Source organism: Escherichia coli DSM 30083 = JCM 1649 = ATCC 11775, assembly GCF_003697165.2.
Taxonomy (GTDB): Bacteria; Pseudomonadota; Gammaproteobacteria; order Enterobacterales; family Enterobacteriaceae; genus Escherichia; species Escherichia coli.
Map to the genome: position 1 here is coordinate 1,936,402 of NZ_CP033092.2, position 17,235 is coordinate 1,953,636.

Consider the following 17,235-nt stretch of genomic DNA (forward strand, 5'->3'; position numbering starts at 1 on the left):
TTATGGCGCAGTCGAAACTCTATCCAGTTGTGATGGCAGGTGGCTCCGGTAGCCGCTTATGGCCGCTTTCCCGCGTACTTTACCCCAAGCAGTTTTTATGCCTGAAAGGCGATCTCACCATGCTGCAAACCACCATCTGCCGCCTGAACGGCGTGGAGTGCGAAAGCCCGGTGGTGATTTGCAATGAGCAGCACCGCTTTATTGTCGCGGAACAGCTGCGTCAACTGAACAAACTCACCGAGAACATTATTCTCGAACCGGCAGGGCGTAACACTGCACCTGCCATTGCGCTGGCGGCGCTGGCGGCAAAACGTCATAGCCCGGAGAGCGACCCGTTAATGCTGGTCTTGGCGGCGGATCATGTGATTGCCGATGAAGACGCGTTCCGTGCCGCCGTGCGTAATGCCATGCCATATGCCGAAGCGGGCAAGCTGGTGACCTTCGGCATTGTGCCGGATCTACCTGAAACCGGATATGGCTATATTCGTCGCGGTGAAGTGTCTGCGGGTGAGCAGGATACGGTGGCCTTTGAAGTGGCGCAGTTTGTCGAAAAACCGAATCTGGAAACCGCCCAGGCCTATGTAGCAAGCGGCGAATATTACTGGAACAGCGGCATGTTCCTGTTCCGCGCCGGATGCTATCTCGAAGAACTGAAAAAATATCGCCCGGATATTCTCGACGCCTGTGAAAAAGCGATGAGCGCCGTCGATCCGGATCTCGATTTTATTCGTGTGGATGAAGAAGCGTTTCTGGCCTGCCCGGAAGAGTCGGTGGATTACGCGGTCATGGAACGAACGGCAGATGCCGTTGTGGTGCCGATGGATGCAGGCTGGAGCGATGTCGGCTCCTGGTCCTCTTTATGGGAGATCAGCGCCCACACCGCCGAGGGCAACGTTTGCCACGGTGATGTGATTAATCACAAAACCGAAAACAGCTATGTGTATGCCGAATCTGGCCTGGTCACCACCGTCGGGGTGAAAGATTTGGTGGTAGTGCAGACCAAAGATGCGGTGCTGATTGCCGACCGTAACGCGGTTCAGGATGTGAAAAAAGTGGTCGAGCAGATCAAAGCCGATGGTCGCCATGAGCATCGGGTGCATCGCGAAGTGTATCGCCCGTGGGGCAAATATGACTCTATCGACGCGGGCGATCGCTACCAGGTGAAACGCATCACCGTGAAACCGGGCGAAGGTTTGTCGGTACAGATGCATCATCACCGCGCGGAACACTGGGTAGTGGTCGCAGGAACGGCAAAAGTCACCATCGACGGTGATATCAAGCTGCTTGGTGAAAACGAGTCCATTTATATTCCGCTGGGGGCGACGCATTGCCTGGAAAACCCGGGGAAAATTCCGCTCGATTTAATTGAAGTACGCTCCGGCTCTTATCTCGAAGAGGATGATGTGGTGCGCTTCGCGGATCGCTACGGACGGGTGTAGCAGTTGCATAATCAACCGGATTAATTCTTCGGTAAATAACGACAAAAACAAAATTGGCCGTTTCGGTCAGGGCCAACTATTGCCTGAAAAAGGGTAACGACATGAAAAAATTAACCTGCTTTAAAGCCTATGATATTCGCGGGAAATTAGGCGAAGAACTGAATGAAGATATTGCCTGGCGCATTGGTCGCGCCTATGGCGAATTTCTCAAACCGAAAACCATTGTGTTAGGCGGTGATGTCCGCCTCACCAGCGAAACCTTAAAACTGGCGCTGGCGAAAGGTTTACAGGATGCGGGCGTCGATGTGCTGGATATTGGCATGTCCGGCACCGAAGAGATCTATTTCGCCACGTTCCATCTCGGCGTGGATGGCGGCATCGAAGTTACCGCCAGCCATAACCCGATGGATTACAACGGCATGAAGCTGGTGCGCGAAGGGGCTCGCCCGATCAGCGGCGATACCGGACTGCGCGACGTCCAGCGTCTGGCAGAAGCCAACGACTTTCCTCCCGTTGATGAAACCAAACGCGGTCGCTATCAGCAAATCAACCTGCGTGATGCATACGTTGATCACCTGTTCGGTTATATCAATGTCAAAAACCTTACGCCGCTCAAGCTGGTGATCAACTCCGGGAACGGCGCAGCGGGTCCGGTGGTGGACGCCATCGAAGCCCGTTTTAAAGCCCTCGGCGCACCGGTGGAGTTAATCAAAGTGCATAACACGCCGGACGGCAATTTCCCCAACGGTATTCCTAACCCGTTGCTGCCGGAATGCCGCGACGACACCCGTAATGCGGTCATCAAACACGGCGCGGATATGGGCATTGCCTTTGATGGCGATTTTGACCGCTGTTTCCTGTTTGACGAAAAAGGGCAGTTTATTGAGGGCTACTACATTGTCGGCCTGCTGGCAGAAGCATTCCTCGAAAAAAATCCCGGCGCGAAGATCATCCACGATCCACGTCTCTCCTGGAACACCGTTGATGTGGTGACTGCCGCAGGCGGCACCCCGGTAATGTCGAAAACCGGACACGCCTTTATTAAAGAACGTATGCGCAAGGAAGACGCTATCTACGGTGGCGAAATGAGCGCCCACCATTACTTCCGTGATTTCGCTTACTGCGACAGCGGCATGATCCCGTGGCTGCTGGTCGCCGAACTGGTGTGCCTGAAAGGAAAAACGCTGGGCGAACTGGTGCGCGACCGGATGGCGGCGTTTCCGGCAAGCGGTGAGATCAACAGCAAACTGGCGCAACCCGTTGAGGCGATTAACCGCGTGGAACAGCATTTTAGCCGTGAGGCGCTGGCGGTGGATCGCACCGATGGCATCAGCATGACCTTTGCCGACTGGCGCTTTAACCTGCGCTCCTCCAACACCGAACCGGTGGTGCGGTTGAATGTGGAATCGCGCGGTGATGTGCCGCTGATGGAAGCGCGAACGCGAACTCTGCTGACGTTGCTGAACGAGTAATGTCGGATCTTCCCTTACCCCACTGCGGGTAAGGGGCTAATAACAGGAACAACGATGACAAATCTAAAAAAGCGCGAGCGAGCGAAAACCAATGCATCGTTAATCTCTATGGTGCAACGCTTTTCAGATATCACCATCATGTTTGCCGGGCTATGGCTGGTTTGCGAAGTGAGCGGACTGTCATTCCTCTACATGCACCTGTTGGTGGCGCTGATTACGCTGGTGGTGTTCCAGATGCTGGGCGGCATCACCGATTTTTATCGCTCATGGCGCGGTGTTCGGGCAGCGACAGAATTTGCCCTGCTGCTACAAAACTGGACCTTAAGCGTGATTTTCAGCGCCGGACTGGTGGCGTTCAACAATGATTTCGACACGCAACTGAAAATCTGGCTGGCGTGGTATGGGCTGACCAGTATCGGACTGGTGGTTTGCCGTTCATGTATTCGCATTGGGGCGGGCTGGCTGCGTAATCATGGCTATAACAAGCGCATGGTCGCCGTAGCGGGGGATTTAGCCGCCGGACAAATGCTGATGGAGAGCTTCCGTAATCAGCCGTGGTTAGGGTTTGAAGTGGTGGGCGTATACCACGACCCAAAACCGGGCGGCGTTTCTAACGACTGGGCGGGCAATCTGCAACAACTGGTCGAGGATGCGAAAGCGGGCAAGATTCATAACGTCTATATCGCGATGCAGATGTGCGACGGCGCGCGAGTGAAAAAACTGGTCCATCAACTGGCGGACACCACCTGTTCGGTGCTGCTGATCCCCGATGTCTTTACCTTCAACATTCTCCATTCACGCCTCGAAGAGATGAATGGCGTACCGGTGGTGCCGCTGTATGACACGCCGCTTTCCGGGGTTAACCGCCTGCTCAAACGTGCGGAAGACATTGTGCTGGCGACGCTTATCCTGCTGCTGATCTCCCCGGTGCTGTGCTGCATTGCGCTGGCGGTGAAACTGAGCTCACCGGGGCCGGTTATTTTCCGCCAGACTCGCTACGGCATGGATGGCAAACCGATCAAAGTGTGGAAGTTCCGATCCATGAAAGTGATGGAGAACGACAAAGTGGTGACTCAGGCGACGCAGAACGATCCGCGCGTCACCAAAGTGGGGAACTTTCTGCGCCGCACCTCGCTGGACGAATTGCCGCAGTTTATCAATGTGCTGACTGGCGGGATGTCGATTGTCGGTCCACGTCCGCACGCGGTGGCGCATAACGAACAGTATCGACAGCTCATTGAAGGCTACATGCTGCGCCATAAGGTGAAACCGGGCATTACCGGCTGGGCGCAGATTAATGGCTGGCGTGGCGAAACCGACACGCTGGAGAAAATGGAAAAACGCGTCGAGTTCGACCTTGAGTACATCCGCGAATGGAGCGTCTGGTTCGATATCAAAATCGTTTTCCTGACGGTATTCAAGGGCTTCGTTAACAAAGCGGCATATTGATATGAGCTTACGTGAAAAAACCATCAGCGGCGCGAAGTGGTCGGCGATTGCCACGGTGATCATCATCGGCCTCGGGCTGGTGCAGATGACCGTGCTGGCGCGGATTATCGACAACCACCAGTTCGGCCTGCTTACCGTGTCGCTGGTGATTATCGCGCTGGCAGATACGCTTTCTGACTTCGGTATCGCTAACTCGATTATTCAGCGAAAAGAAATCAGTCACCTGGAACTTACCACGTTGTACTGGCTGAACGTCGGGCTGGGGCTTGTGGTGTGCGTGGCGGTGTTTTTGTTGAGTGATCTCATTGGTGACGTGCTGAACAACCCAGACCTGGCACCGTTGATTAAAACATTGTCGCTGGCGTTTGTGGTGATCCCCCACGGACAGCAGTTCCGCGCGTTGATGCAAAAAGAGCTGGAGTTCAACAAAATCGGCATGATCGAAACCAGCGCGGTGCTGGCGGGCTTCACTTTTACGGTGGTTAGCGCCCATTTCTGGCCACTGGCGATGACCGCGATCCTCGGTTATCTGGTCAATAGTGCGGTAAGAACGCTGCTGTTTGGCTACTTTGGTCGTAAAATTTATCGCCCCGGTCTGCATTTCTCGCTGGCGTCGGTGGCACCGAACTTACGCTTTGGTGCCTGGCTGACGGCGGACAGCATCATCAACTATCTCAATACCAACCTTTCAACGCTGGTGCTGGCGCGTATTCTCGGCGCGGGCGTGGCAGGGGGATACAACCTGGCGTACAACGTGGCCGTTGTGCCGCCGATGAAGCTGAACCCAATCATCACCCGCGTGTTGTTTCCGGCATTTGCCAAAATTCAGGACGACACCGAAAAGCTGCGCGTTAACTTCTACAAGCTGCTGTCGGTAGTGGGGATTATCAACTTTCCGGCGCTGCTGGGGCTGATGGTGGTGTCGAATAACTGTGTACCGCTGGTCTTTGGTGAGAAGTGGAACAGCATTATTCCGGTGCTGCAATTGCTGTGTGTGGTGGGGCTGCTGCGCTCAGTGGGGAACCCGATTGGTTCGCTGCTGATGGCGAAAGCGCGGGTCGATATCAGCTTTAAATTCAACGTATTCAAAACCTTTATGTTTATTCCGGCGATTGTTATTGGTGGGCAGATGGCGGGCGCAATCGGCGTCACGCTTGGTTTCCTGCTGGTGCAGATTATCAACACCATTCTGAGCTATTTCGTGATGATTAAACCGGTGCTCGGTTCCAGTTATCGTCAGTACATCCTGAGTTTGTGGCTGCCGTTTTATCTCTCGCTGCCGACACTGGTGGTCAGTTATGCGCTGGGCCTATTGCTGAAAGGGCAACTGGCGCTGGGGATGCTGCTGGCGGTGCAAATAGCCGCGGGCGTGCTGGCGTTTGTGGTGATGATTGTGCTGTCGCGCCATCCGCTGGTGGTGGAAGTGAAGCGTCAGTTTTGTCGCAGCGAAAAAATGAAAATGCTTTTACGGGCGGGGTGAATGGCTATCCCCGTAAGGTCGTGCGCATTTTCCCCCTCACCCTAACCCTCTCCCCAGGGGGCGAGGGGACTGATCGAGCACAGCTTTGAATATGTCACCGGTTTAACTCTTAATCATCAACCATAGCACCGACGCAATTTAGAACTCCTTTTGAGGTCATAATGAAATTACTTATTCTGGGCAACCACACTTGCGGCAATCGTGGCGACAGCGCCATCCTGCGCGGCTTACTTGATGCCATCAACATCCTCAATCCACACGCCGAAGTGGACGTGATGAGCCGCTATCCGGTCAGTTCTTCCTGGCTGCTCAACCGCCCGGTAATGGGCGATCCGCTGTTCCTGCAAATGAAAAAACACAACAGCGCGGCGGGCGTTGTCGGGCGCGTTAAAAAAGTCCTCCGTCGCCGCTATCAGCATCAGGTATTGCTCTCACGCGTCACCGACACTGGCAAGCTGCGTAATATCGCCATCGCCCAGGGATTCACTGACTTCGTGCGCCTGCTGTCAGGTTACGACGCCATTATTCAGGTCGGCGGATCGTTTTTTGTCGATCTCTACGGCGTGCCGCAGTTTGAACACGCGCTTTGCACTTTCATGGCGAAAAAGCCGCTATTTATGATTGGTCACAGCGTTGGTCCATTCCAGGATGAGCAATTTAACCAACTGGCGAACTACGTTTTTGGTCACTGCGACGCGCTGATCCTGCGCGAATCGGTCAGCCTTGAACTGATGAAACGCAGCAATATCACCACCGCAAAAGTCGAACATGGCGTCGATACTGCGTGGCTGGTCGATCACCACACAGAAGACTTCACCGCCAGCTATGCCGTTCAACACTGGCTGGACGTTGCCGCACAACAGAAAACGGTAGCAATTACCCTGCGCGAACTGGCACCGTTCGACAAACGTCTCGGCACCACTCAGCAAGCGTATGAAAAAGCCTTTGCCGGGGTGGTCAATCGCATTCTCGACGAAGGGTATCAGGTGATTGCGCTTTCCACCTGTACGGGCATCGACAGCTATAACAAAGACGACCGCATGGTGGCGCTCAATCTTCGCCAGCACATCAGCGATCCTGCCCGTTACCACGTGGTGATGGATGAACTCAACGATCTGGAAATGGGCAAAATTCTGGGGGCCTGTGAACTCACCGTCGGTACGCGCCTGCACTCTGCCATTATCTCGATGAACTTTGCCACTCCGGCGATTGCCATCAACTATGAACATAAATCCGCCGGGATTATGCAACAACTGGGGCTACCAGAGATGGCAATTGATATCCGTCATTTATTAGACGGCAGCCTGCAAGCGATGGTTGCGGATACCTTAGGCCAGCTTCCGGCACTGAACACGCGACTTAACGAAGCCGTCAGTCGCGAACGTCAGACGGGAATGCAGATGGTGAAATCTGTGCTTGAACGCATCGGGGAGGCGAAATGAAGGTCGGCTTCTTTTTACTGAAATTTCCACTGTCGTCGGAAACCTTCGTCCTCAATCAAATTACCGCGTTTATTGATATGGGCTTTGAGGTGGAGATTGTCGCGCTGCAAAAAGGCGACACACAAAACACCCACGCGGCATGGACAAAATATAACCTTGCCGCCAGAACCCGCTGGTTACAGGACGAGCCACAAGGCAAAGTGGCGAAACTGCGCCACCGCGCCAGCCAGACGTTGCGCGGTATTCATCGTAAAAATACCTGGCAGGCGCTTAACCTCAAACGCTATGGTGCTGAGTCGCGGAACCTGATTTTGTCTGCCATTTGCGGCCAGGTCGCAACACCGTTTCATGCCGATGTGTTTATCGCTCATTTTGGCCCTGCTGGAGTAACCGCGGCAAAACTACGCGAACTGGGTGTCATTCGCGGCAAAATTGCCACTATCTTCCACGGTATTGATATCTCCAGTCGGGAAGTGCTCAACCACTACACTCCCGAATATCAACAACTGTTTCGCCGTGGCGACCTGATGTTACCAATAAGCAATCTGTGGGCCGGAAGGCTGCAAAAAATGGGCTGCCCGAGGGAAAAAATCGCCGTATCGCGCATGGGCGTGGACATGACGCGTTTTAGCCCGCGTCCGGTGAAAGCGCCCGCAACGCCGCTGGAAATCATCTCCGTCGCACGCTTAACCGAGAAAAAAGGCCTGCATGTGGCGATTGAAGCCTGCCGCCAGTTGAAAGAGCAGGGCGTGGCATTTCGCTATCGCATCCTCGGCATTGGCCCGTGGGAACGACGCCTGCGCACCCTCATCGAACAATATCAACTGGAAGATGTGATAGAGATGCCGGGCTTTAAACCGAGCCATGAAGTGAAAGCGATGCTCGATGACGCGGATGTCTTCCTGTTGCCATCGGTTACAGGTGCGGATGGCGATATGGAAGGTATTCCGGTGGCGCTAATGGAAGCGATGGCGGTTGGCATTCCGGTTGTTTCTACTCTGCACAGCGGAATACCGGAACTGGTGGAGGCCGATAAATCCGGTTGGCTGGTGCCTGAGAACGATGCCTGTGCACTGGCGCAACGACTGGCGGCGTTTAGCCAACTGGACACCGACGAACTTACTACGGTTGTCAAACGTGCGCGCGAAAAAGTCGAACACGATTTTAACCAGCAGGTGATCAATCGAGAACTCGCCAGCTTGCTGCAGGCTTTATAGAGGAGAACGTATGCCATTTAAAAAACTCTCCCGACGCACCTTCCTGACGGCAAGCTCGGCGCTTGCCTTCCTCCATACCCCTTTCGCTCGCGCGCTTCCCGCCCGACAAATCGTTAACATTAACGACTACAACCCACACGACTGGATCGCCTCATTTAAACAAGCCTTCAGCGAAGGGCAAACGGTCGTCGTGCCTGCCGGATTCGTTTGTGAAAATATCAACACCGGCATCTTCATTCCTCCTGGCAAAACGTTGCACATCCTTGGAAGCCTGCGCGGCAACGGCAGAGGGCGTTTTGTCTTACAAGACGGCAGCCAGGTGACAGGGGAGAAGGGCGGCCGTATGCATAACATCACCCTGGATGTGCGCGGTTCTGACTGCATCATCAAAGGGTTGGCGATGAGCGGTTTTGGCCCGGTAACGCAGATTTATATCGGCGGCAAAAATAAACGCGTCATGCGCAACTTGACCATCGATAACCTGACCGTCAGCCACGCTAATTACGCCATTTTACGCCAGGGATTTCATAACCAGATTATCGGTGCCAACATCACCAATTGTAAGTTCAGCGACTTACAGGGCGACGCCATTGAATGGAATGTAGCAATCAATGATCGCGACATTTTGATATCCGACCATGTCATCGAGCGCATCAACTGTACTAACGGCAAAATCAACTGGGGTATTGGCATAGGACTGGCAGGAAGTACTTACGATAATAATTATCCGGAAAACCAGGCAGTGAAAAACTTTGTCGTTGCGAATATCACGGGATCAGATTGTCGGCAACTGATCCATGTTGAAAATGGTAAACATTTTGTTATCCGTAATATCAAAGCTCGTAATATCACGCCGGATTTCAGTAAGAAAGCAGGTATTGATAACGCCACAGTTGCTATTTATGGTTGTGACAACTTTGTGATTGATAATATTGAAATGATTAATAGTGCCGGGATGTTAATCGGCTATGGGGTAATTAAAGGCAAATATCTCTCGATACCGCAGAATTTCCGAGTGAATGATATTCAACTGGATAATACTCATCTTGCTTATAAATTGCGCGGCATCCAAATCTCCGCCGGGAATGCTGTCTCCTTTGTGGCGCTGACTAACATTGAGATGAAGCGTGCGTCGCTGGAGTTACACAACAAACCGCAACATCTTTTTATGCGAAATATCAATGTGATGCAGGAATCCTCAGTTGGACCCGCATTGAGCATGAACTTTGACATGCGCAAAGACGTTCGCGGCGTGTTTATGGCGAAAAAAGAAACACTGCTGTCTCTTGCAAATGTTCATGCGGTGAATGAAAAAGGACAAATCTCCGTCGATATCGACAGGATTAATCACCATATTGTTAATGTGGAGAAGATTAACTTTAGATTGCCAGAACGGAGGGAGTAGATTTGCGACCATTCCTGGAAAAATGGAGCCATACTTAGGAACAATGCTACTGCAATCCACAACGAAGCGGCGTAACATCACAAGTAATTCAGTAATCAATTCAGGGTAATTGATGCTGGCGAAAAAAATCGAACAAGCTATAATTCAGCAACCATTTTACAGGTGGATGAAATAATGACGAATTTAAAAGCAGTTATTCCTGTAGCGGGTCTTGGGATGCATATGTTGCCTGCCACTAAGGCGATTCCCAAAGAGATGCTACCGATCGTCGACAAGCCAATGATTCAGTACATCGTTGACGAGATTGTGGCTGCAGGGATCAAAGAAATCCTCCTGGTAACTCACGCTTCCAAGAACGCGGTCGAAAACCACTTCGACACCTCTTATGAATTAGAATCTCTCCTTGAACAGCGCGTGAAGCGTCAACTGCTGGCGGAAGTACAGTCCATTTGCCCGCCGGGCGTGACAATTATGAACGTGCGTCAGGGCGAACCTTTAGGTTTGGGCCACTCCATTTTATGTGCACGACCTGCCATTGGTGACAATCCATTTGTCGTGGTGCTGCCAGACGTTGTGATCGACGACGCCAGCGCCGACCCGCTGCGCTACAACCTTGCTGCCATGATTGCGCGCTTCAACGAAACGGGCCGCAGCCAGGTGCTGGCAAAACGTATGCCGGGTGACCTCTCTGAATACTCTGTCATCCAGACCAAAGAGCCGCTGGACCGCGAAGGTAAAGTCAGCCGCATTGTTGAATTCATCGAAAAACCGGATCAGCCGCAGACGCTGGACTCAGACATCATGGCCGTTGGTCGCTATGTGCTTTCTGCCGATATTTGGCCGGAACTGGAACGCACGCAGCCTGGTGCATGGGGGCGTATTCAGCTGACTGATGCCATTGCCGAACTGGCGAAAAAACAGTCCGTTGATGCCATGCTGATGACCGGCGACAGCTACGACTGCGGTAAAAAAATGGGTTATATGCAAGCGTTCGTGAAGTATGGACTACGCAACCTCAAAGAAGGGGCGAAGTTCCGTAAAGGGATTGAGAAGCTGTTAAGCGAATAATGAAAATCTGACCGGATGTAACGGTTGATAAGAAAATTATAACGGCAGTGAAGATTAGCGGCGAAAGTAATTTGTTGCGAATTTTCCTGCCGTTGTTTTATATAAACAATCAGAATAACAACGACTTAGCAATAGGATTTTAGTCAAAGTTTTCCAGGATTTTCCTTGTTTCCAGAGCGGATTGGTAAGACAATTAGCGCTTGAATTTTTCGAGTTAAGCGCGAGTGGGTAACGCTCGTCACATCGTAGGAATGCATGCAGTGCTCTGGTAGCTGTAAAGCCAGGGGCGGTAGCGTGCATTAATACCTCTATTAATCAAACTGAGAGCCGCTTATTTCACAGCATGCTCTGAAGTAATATGGAATAAATTAAGTGAAGATACTTGTTACTGGGGGCGCAGGATTTATTGGTTCTGCTGTAGTTCGTCACATTATAAATAATACGCAGGATAGTGTTGTTAATGTCGATAAATTAACGTACGCCGGAAACCTGGAATCACTTGCTGATGTTTCTGACTCTGAACGCTATGTTTTTGAACATGCGGATATTTGCGATGCTGCTGCAATGGCGCGGATTTTTGCTCAGCATCAGCCGGATGCAGTGATGCACCTGGCTGCTGAAAGCCATGTGGATCGTTCAATTACAGGCCCTGCGGCATTTATTGAAACCAATATTGTTGGTACTTATGTCCTTTTGGAAGCGGCTCGCAATTACTGGTCTGCTCTTGATGGCGACAAGAAAAATAGCTTCCGTTTTCATCATATTTCTACTGACGAAGTCTATGGTGATTTGCCTCATCCTGACGAAGTAAATAATAAAGAACAATTACCCCTCTTTACTGAGACGACAGCTTACGCGCCTAGTAGTCCTTATTCCGCATCAAAAGCATCCAGCGATCATTTAGTCCGCGCGTGGAAACGTACCTATGGTTTACCGACTATTGTGACTAACTGTTCGAATAACTACGGTCCTTATCACTTTCCGGAAAAATTGATTCCACTAGTAATTCTTAATGCTCTGGAAGGTAAGGCATTACCTATTTATGGCAAAGGGGATCAAATTCGTGACTGGCTGTATGTTGAAGATCATGCGCGTGCGTTATATACCGTAGTTACTGAAGGTCAAGCGGGTGAAACCTATAACATTGGCGGACACAACGAAAAGAAAAACATCGATGTTGTGCTGACTATTTGTGATTTGTTGGACGAGATAGTCCCGAAAGAGAAATCTTATCGTGAGCAAATTACTTATGTTGCTGATCGCCCAGGGCATGATCGCCGTTATGCGATTGATGCTGAGAAGATTGGTCGCGAATTGGGATGGAAACCACAGGAAACGTTTGAGAGTGGGATTCGTAAAACGGTGGAATGGTATTTGGCTAATGCAAAATGGGTTGATAATGTGAAAAGTGGTGCCTATCAATCGTGGATTGAACAGAACTATGAGGGCCGCCAGTAATGAATATCCTCCTTTTTGGCAAAACAGGGCAGGTAGGTTGGGAACTACAGCGTGCTCTGGCACCTCTGGGTAATTTGATTGCTCTTGATGTTCACTCCACTGATTACTGTGGTGATTTTAGTAACCCTGAAGGTGTGGCTGAAACAGTCAAAAGAATTCGACCTGATGTTATTGTTAATGCTGCGGCTCACACCGCAGTAGATAAGGCTGAGTCAGAACCCGAATTTGCACAATTACTCAATGCGACTAGCGTTGAATCAATTGCAAAAGCGGCAAATGAAGTTGGGGCTTGGGTAATTCATTACTCAACTGACTACGTATTCCCTGGAAATGGCGACACGCCATGGCTGGAGATGGATGCAACCGCACCGCTAAATGTTTACGGTGAAACCAAGTTAGCTGGAGAAAAAGCATTACAAGAGCATTGTGCGAAGCACCTAATTTTCCGTACCAGCTGGGTCTATGCAGGTAAAGGAAATAATTTCGCCAAAACGATGTTGCGTCTGGCAAAAGAGCGTGAAGAACTAGCCGTTATTAATGATCAGTTTGGTGCGCCAACAGGTGCTGAACTGCTGGCTGATTGTACGGCACATGCCATTCGTGTCGCACTGAATAAACCGGATGTCGCAGGCTTGTACCATTTGGTAGCCAGTGGTACCACAACCTGGTACGATTATGCTGCGCTGGTTTTTGAAGAGGCGCGCAATGCAGGCATTCCTCTTGCACTCAACAAGCTCAACGCAGTACCAACAACTGCCTATCCTACACCAGCTCGTCGTCCACATAACTCTCGCCTTAATACAGAAAAATTTCAGCAGAATTTTGCGCTTGTATTGCCTGACTGGCAGGTTGGTGTGAAACGCATGCTCAACGAATTATTTACGACTACAGCAATTTAATAGTTTTTGCATCTTGTTCGTGATGGTGGAGCAAGATGAATTAAAAGGAATGATGAAATGAAAACGCGTAAAGGTATTATTTTAGCGGGTGGTTCTGGTACTCGTCTTTATCCTGTGACTATGGTCGTCAGTAAACAGCTATTACCTATATATGATAAACCGATGATCTATTATCCGCTTTCTACACTGATGTTAGCGGGTATTCGCGATATTCTGATTATTAGTACGCCACAGGATACTCCTCGTTTTCAACAACTGCTGGGTGACGGTAGCCAGTGGGGCCTGAATCTTCAGTACAAAGTGCAACCGAGTCCGGATGGTCTTGCGCAGGCATTTATTATCGGTGAAGAGTTTATTGGTGGTGATGATTGTGCTTTGGTACTTGGTGATAATATCTTCTACGGTCACGACCTGCCTAAGTTAATGGATGCCGCTGTTAACAAAGAAAGTGGTGCAACGGTATTTGCCTATCACGTTAATGATCCTGAACGCTATGGTGTCGTTGAGTTTGATAAAAACGGTACGGCGATCAGCCTGGAAGAAAAACCGCTACAACCAAAAAGTAATTATGCGGTAACCGGGCTTTATTTTTATGATAACGACGTTGTCGAAATGGCGAAAAATCTTAAGCCTTCTGCCCGCGGTGAACTGGAAATTACCGATATTAACCGTATCTATATGGAACAAGGGCGTTTATCTGTTGCCATGATGGGGCGTGGTTATGCGTGGTTAGACACGGGGACACATCAGAGCCTGATTGAGGCAAGCAACTTTATTGCAACAATTGAAGAGCGTCAGGGGCTGAAAGTTTCCTGCCCGGAAGAAATTGCTTACCGTAAAGGGTTTGTTGATGCTGAGCAGGTGAAAGTATTAGCTGAACCTCTGAAAAAAAATGCTTATGGTCAGTATCTGCTGAAAATGATTAAAGGTTATTAATAAAATGAACGTAATTAAAACAGAAATTCCTGATGTACTGATTTTTGAACCGAAAGTTTTTGGTGATGAGCGTGGTTTCTTTTTTGAGAGCTTTAACCAGAAGGTTTTTGAGGAAGCTGTAGGCCGCAAAGTTGAATTTGTTCAGGATAACCATTCGAAGTCTAGTAAAGGTGTTTTACGCGGGCTGCATTATCAGTTGGAACCTTATGCACAAGGAAAATTGGTGCGTTGCGTTGTCGGTGAAGTTTTTGACGTAGCTGTTGATATTCGTAAATCGTCATCGACTTTTGGCAAATGGGTTGGGGTGAATTTATCTGCTGAGAATAAGCGGCAATTGTGGATTCCTGAGGGATTTGCACATGGTTTTTTAGTGCTGAGTGAGACGGCGGAGTTTTTGTATAAGACGACAAATTATTATCATCCTCAGAGTGATAGAGGAATAAAATGGGATGATCCAAGCATCAATATTTCATGGCCAGTCGATTCACAAGTGCTGCTATCAGCTAAAGATAATAAGCATCCTCCATTAACAAAGATTGAAATGTATAGTTAAGATCACGATAAATCTTGGAAGGGTTGCAAAATTGAATAAAATAGTGAGCAAAAGTGAAATAAGGAACGTAATCCACAATGCTGGCTATATGATGATTACTCAGATAGCTTTATATGTTGCACCATTATTTATACTGAGTTATCTGTTAAAAACACTGGGGGTTGCACAGTTTGGTAATTATGCCTTAATACTATCAATCGTTGCATATTTACAGATTATAACGGATTATGGTTTTTCTTTTAGTGCAAGTCGTGCGATCTCACAGAATAGAGAGGACAAAGAATATATATCAAAAATTTATCTGTCAACTATGACTATCAAGTTGGCGATATGCGCTTTCTTATTCTTATTGCTCATGCTATTTTTAAATCTTTTGCCTGTGCAAGCTGAATTAAAACAAGGAATATTATATGGATATCTTCTTGTAATAGGAAATACTTTCCAACCACAATGGTTTTTCCAAGGTATCGAAAAATTAAAAATCATAGCCCTTTCTAATGTTATATCAAGATGCGCCGCGTGTTTACTTGTATTTATCTATGTGAGGAATAGCGAGGATTTACAAAAAGCACTTTTAGTACAGTCACTTCCATTAGTAATTTCTGCGATTGGATTAAATATATTTATATTGAAATATATCAATATTATTTTTCCGGAAAAAAAATTATTTAAGGTAATTTTAAAAGAAGGTAAGGATTTTTTTCTTGCATCACTTTATTCTGTTATTCTCAATAATAGTGGCATTTTTCTATTAGGGATTTTTACTAATCCTGTTATTGTTGGTGTATATGCCGCCGCTGAAAAGATAGTCAAGGCCGTATTGTCGCTATTTACACCACTGACGCAAGCTATATATCCTTATAATTGTCGTAAGTTTTCACTATCCGTATTTGACGGCATTGAGGCAGCAAAAAAAACTGGTATACCAATTATAATTTTAGCATTTATAGCTGCTGTTATCGTTGCAATTACCTTACCTGTTGCAATCGACTATCTTAATTTTCCAAAAGAAACAATTTTTGTAGGTCAAATATTAAGTGCATGGATCTTTTTTGGTGTTCTTAATAATGTATTCGGCATTCAGATATTGAGTGCATCAGGAAGAAGTAAAATATATAGTAGGATGGTATTCGTATCAGCGCTTATAACATTACTTTTGATTACTCTATTATTGCAGTTTTGTAACGCCACTGGAGTGGCATGTGCAATATTATTGGGTGAAATGTTCTTATCAATATTGTTACTTAAGCGATATAAAAAAATAATTTAAGGAATAGTTATGAAGAAGTTATTATTAGTGTTCGGTACTAGGCCTGAAGCAATAAAGATGGCCTCTATCATTGAATTATTAAAAAAAGATTGTAGATTCGAATATAAAATATGTGTGACAGGCCAACATAAAGAGATGCTTGATCAAGTTATGCAAGTATTTGATGTTAAACCTGATTATAATTTACGGATTATGCAGCCTGGGCAAACATTAGTATCTGTAGCAACAAATATACTCTCACGGTTAAGTGAAGTTTTAATTATAGAAAAGCCAGATATTATACTTGTGCATGGGGATACAACGACTACCCTTGCTGCTACTTTAGCTGGGTATTACCACCAAATAAAAGTTTGTCATGTGGAAGCAGGATTAAGAACAGGGGATATTTACTCTCCTTGGCCTGAAGAGGGCAATCGTAAAGTTACAGGGGCATTAGCATGTATTCATTTCGCCCCAACAGAGAGATCAAAAGATAATCTCCTGAGGGAGGGGGTCAAAGTAAATAATATATTTGTAACGGGTAATACCGTCATCGACTCTTTATTTATTGCAAAAGATATCATAGATAATGACCCTAATATAAAGAACGCTTTACATAATAAATTTAATTTTCTTGATAAAAGCCGACGAGTAGTACTTATAACAGGTCATCGAAGAGAAAATTTCGGGAAAGGTTTTGAAGATATATGCTTTGCAATAAAGGAATTAGCTTTCATTTATCCTAATGTAGATTTTATTTATCCGGTGCATCTTAATCCCAATGTAATGGAACCAGTACATCGTATATTAGATAATATATGTAATATTTACCTTATTGAGCCCTTGGATTATTTGCCTTTTGTTTATTTAATGAATGAGTCATATTTAATATTGACTGATTCAGGGGGGATACAAGAAGAAGCGCCTTCGTTAGGTAAACCGGTTTTGGTTATGCGTGATACTACTGAACGCCCTGAGGCGGTTGAGGCTGGTACTGTTGTATTAGTGGGGACTTCTAAGATAAAAATAGTAAATAAAGTAACGGAGCTATTAAACAATGCTGATATCTACAATGCTATGTCTCTGTTACATAATCCATATGGCGATGGAACAGCTGCTCAAAAAATTCTTAATGTGCTCGCCCAAGAGCTAATTTAATTTAAGCTAA

14 protein-coding genes are annotated in these 17,235 nt (G+C 48.0%); all 14 read left to right on the top strand.

The window, feature by feature from the left end; genetic code table 11:
- Nucleotides 1-2 precede the first annotated feature (2 nt).
- The 14 genes from cpsB (at nucleotide 3) to wecB (ending at nucleotide 17,225) form a co-directional block, all read left to right on the top strand.
- Nucleotides 3-1,439 carry a mannose-1-phosphate guanyltransferase gene (gene cpsB, locus EAS44_RS10275; RefSeq protein ID WP_000079277.1) on the top strand — a complete coding sequence of 479 codons (1,437 nt, stop codon included), beginning with the start codon at nucleotides 3-5 and terminating at the stop codon, nucleotides 1,437-1,439.
- A 101-nt stretch (nucleotides 1,440-1,540) separates the two neighbouring features.
- On the top strand, nucleotides 1,541-2,911 hold the full coding sequence (cpsG, locus tag EAS44_RS10280; protein ID WP_001296216.1) for a colanic acid biosynthesis phosphomannomutase CpsG: 1,371 nt from the start codon (nucleotides 1,541-1,543) through the stop codon (nucleotides 2,909-2,911).
- Between the two features lie 54 nt (nucleotides 2,912-2,965).
- Entirely contained in the window at nucleotides 2,966-4,360 is a 1,395-nt protein-coding gene (gene wcaJ, locus EAS44_RS10285) for an undecaprenyl-phosphate glucose phosphotransferase (protein WP_000183130.1), read from the top strand.
- 1 nt (nucleotide 4,361) lies between these two features.
- Nucleotides 4,362-5,840 (top strand): colanic acid undecaprenyl disphosphate flippase WzxC, encoded by a 1,479-nt coding sequence (gene wzxC / locus EAS44_RS10290; protein ID WP_000058488.1) that lies wholly within the window; start codon nucleotides 4,362-4,364, stop codon nucleotides 5,838-5,840.
- 161 nt (nucleotides 5,841-6,001) lie between these two features.
- Entirely contained in the window at nucleotides 6,002-7,282 is a 1,281-nt protein-coding gene (wcaK, locus tag EAS44_RS10295; protein WP_000770767.1) for a colanic acid biosynthesis pyruvyl transferase WcaK, read from the top strand.
- On the top strand, nucleotides 7,279-8,499 hold the full coding sequence (gene wcaL, locus EAS44_RS10300) for a colanic acid biosynthesis glycosyltransferase WcaL (protein WP_000862635.1): 1,221 nt from the start codon (nucleotides 7,279-7,281) through the stop codon (nucleotides 8,497-8,499). The genes wcaK and wcaL overlap by 4 nt, the downstream gene beginning before the upstream one ends.
- A gap of 10 nt (nucleotides 8,500-8,509) precedes the next feature.
- Nucleotides 8,510-9,904 carry a colanic acid biosynthesis protein WcaM gene (wcaM, locus tag EAS44_RS10305; RefSeq protein WP_001115981.1) on the top strand — a complete coding sequence of 465 codons (1,395 nt, stop codon included), beginning with the start codon at nucleotides 8,510-8,512 and terminating at the stop codon, nucleotides 9,902-9,904.
- A 174-nt stretch (nucleotides 9,905-10,078) separates the two neighbouring features.
- The gene (galF, locus tag EAS44_RS10310; RefSeq protein WP_000183060.1) at nucleotides 10,079-10,972 is read left to right on the top strand and encodes a UTP--glucose-1-phosphate uridylyltransferase GalF; all 894 of its coding nucleotides are present in this window, start codon (nucleotides 10,079-10,081) and stop codon (nucleotides 10,970-10,972) included.
- A gap of 372 nt (nucleotides 10,973-11,344) precedes the next feature.
- On the top strand, nucleotides 11,345-12,430 hold the full coding sequence (gene rfbB / locus EAS44_RS10315) for a dTDP-glucose 4,6-dehydratase (protein WP_000699418.1): 1,086 nt from the start codon (nucleotides 11,345-11,347) through the stop codon (nucleotides 12,428-12,430).
- Nucleotides 12,430-13,329 carry a dTDP-4-dehydrorhamnose reductase gene (gene rfbD / locus EAS44_RS10320; RefSeq protein WP_001023627.1) on the top strand — a complete coding sequence of 300 codons (900 nt, stop codon included), beginning with the start codon at nucleotides 12,430-12,432 and terminating at the stop codon, nucleotides 13,327-13,329. Before rfbB ends, rfbD begins: the two co-directional genes overlap by 1 nt.
- Before the next feature lie 57 nt (nucleotides 13,330-13,386).
- Nucleotides 13,387-14,265, top strand: coding sequence for a glucose-1-phosphate thymidylyltransferase RfbA (rfbA, locus tag EAS44_RS10325; protein WP_000857549.1), 879 nt, complete (start codon nucleotides 13,387-13,389; stop codon nucleotides 14,263-14,265).
- 4 nt (nucleotides 14,266-14,269) lie between these two features.
- Nucleotides 14,270-14,818 (top strand): dTDP-4-dehydrorhamnose 3,5-epimerase, encoded by a 549-nt coding sequence (gene rfbC, locus EAS44_RS10330; protein ID WP_001100791.1) that lies wholly within the window; start codon nucleotides 14,270-14,272, stop codon nucleotides 14,816-14,818.
- Between the two features lie 43 nt (nucleotides 14,819-14,861).
- Nucleotides 14,862-16,088, top strand: coding sequence for an O1 family O-antigen flippase (wzx, locus tag EAS44_RS10335; protein WP_157658977.1), 1,227 nt, complete (start codon nucleotides 14,862-14,864; stop codon nucleotides 16,086-16,088).
- Between the two features lie 9 nt (nucleotides 16,089-16,097).
- On the top strand, nucleotides 16,098-17,225 hold the full coding sequence (gene wecB / locus EAS44_RS10340; RefSeq protein WP_000735124.1) for a non-hydrolyzing UDP-N-acetylglucosamine 2-epimerase: 1,128 nt from the start codon (nucleotides 16,098-16,100) through the stop codon (nucleotides 17,223-17,225).
- The last annotated feature ends 10 nt before the right edge of the window (nucleotides 17,226-17,235 follow it).

Bases quoted from the DNA above. Each gene is read 5' to 3' on its own strand.
- cpsB (WP_000079277.1), top strand. From the start codon at position 3: ATGGCGCAGTCGAAACTCTATCCAGTTGTGATGGCAGGTGGCTCCGGT.
- cpsG (WP_001296216.1), top strand. From the start codon at position 1,541: ATGAAAAAATTAACCTGCTTTAAAGCCTATGATATTCGCGGGAAATTA.
- wcaJ (WP_000183130.1), top strand. From the start codon at position 2,966: ATGACAAATCTAAAAAAGCGCGAGCGAGCGAAAACCAATGCATCGTTA.
- wzxC (WP_000058488.1), top strand. From the start codon at position 4,362: ATGAGCTTACGTGAAAAAACCATCAGCGGCGCGAAGTGGTCGGCGATT.
- wcaK (WP_000770767.1), top strand. From the start codon at position 6,002: ATGAAATTACTTATTCTGGGCAACCACACTTGCGGCAATCGTGGCGAC.
- wcaL (WP_000862635.1), top strand. From the start codon at position 7,279: ATGAAGGTCGGCTTCTTTTTACTGAAATTTCCACTGTCGTCGGAAACC.
- wcaM (WP_001115981.1), top strand. From the start codon at position 8,510: ATGCCATTTAAAAAACTCTCCCGACGCACCTTCCTGACGGCAAGCTCG.
- galF (WP_000183060.1), top strand. From the start codon at position 10,079: ATGACGAATTTAAAAGCAGTTATTCCTGTAGCGGGTCTTGGGATGCAT.
- rfbD (WP_001023627.1), top strand. From the start codon at position 12,430: ATGAATATCCTCCTTTTTGGCAAAACAGGGCAGGTAGGTTGGGAACTA.
- rfbA (WP_000857549.1), top strand. From the start codon at position 13,387: ATGAAAACGCGTAAAGGTATTATTTTAGCGGGTGGTTCTGGTACTCGT.
- rfbC (WP_001100791.1), top strand. From the start codon at position 14,270: ATGAACGTAATTAAAACAGAAATTCCTGATGTACTGATTTTTGAACCG.
- wecB (WP_000735124.1), top strand. From the start codon at position 16,098: ATGAAGAAGTTATTATTAGTGTTCGGTACTAGGCCTGAAGCAATAAAG.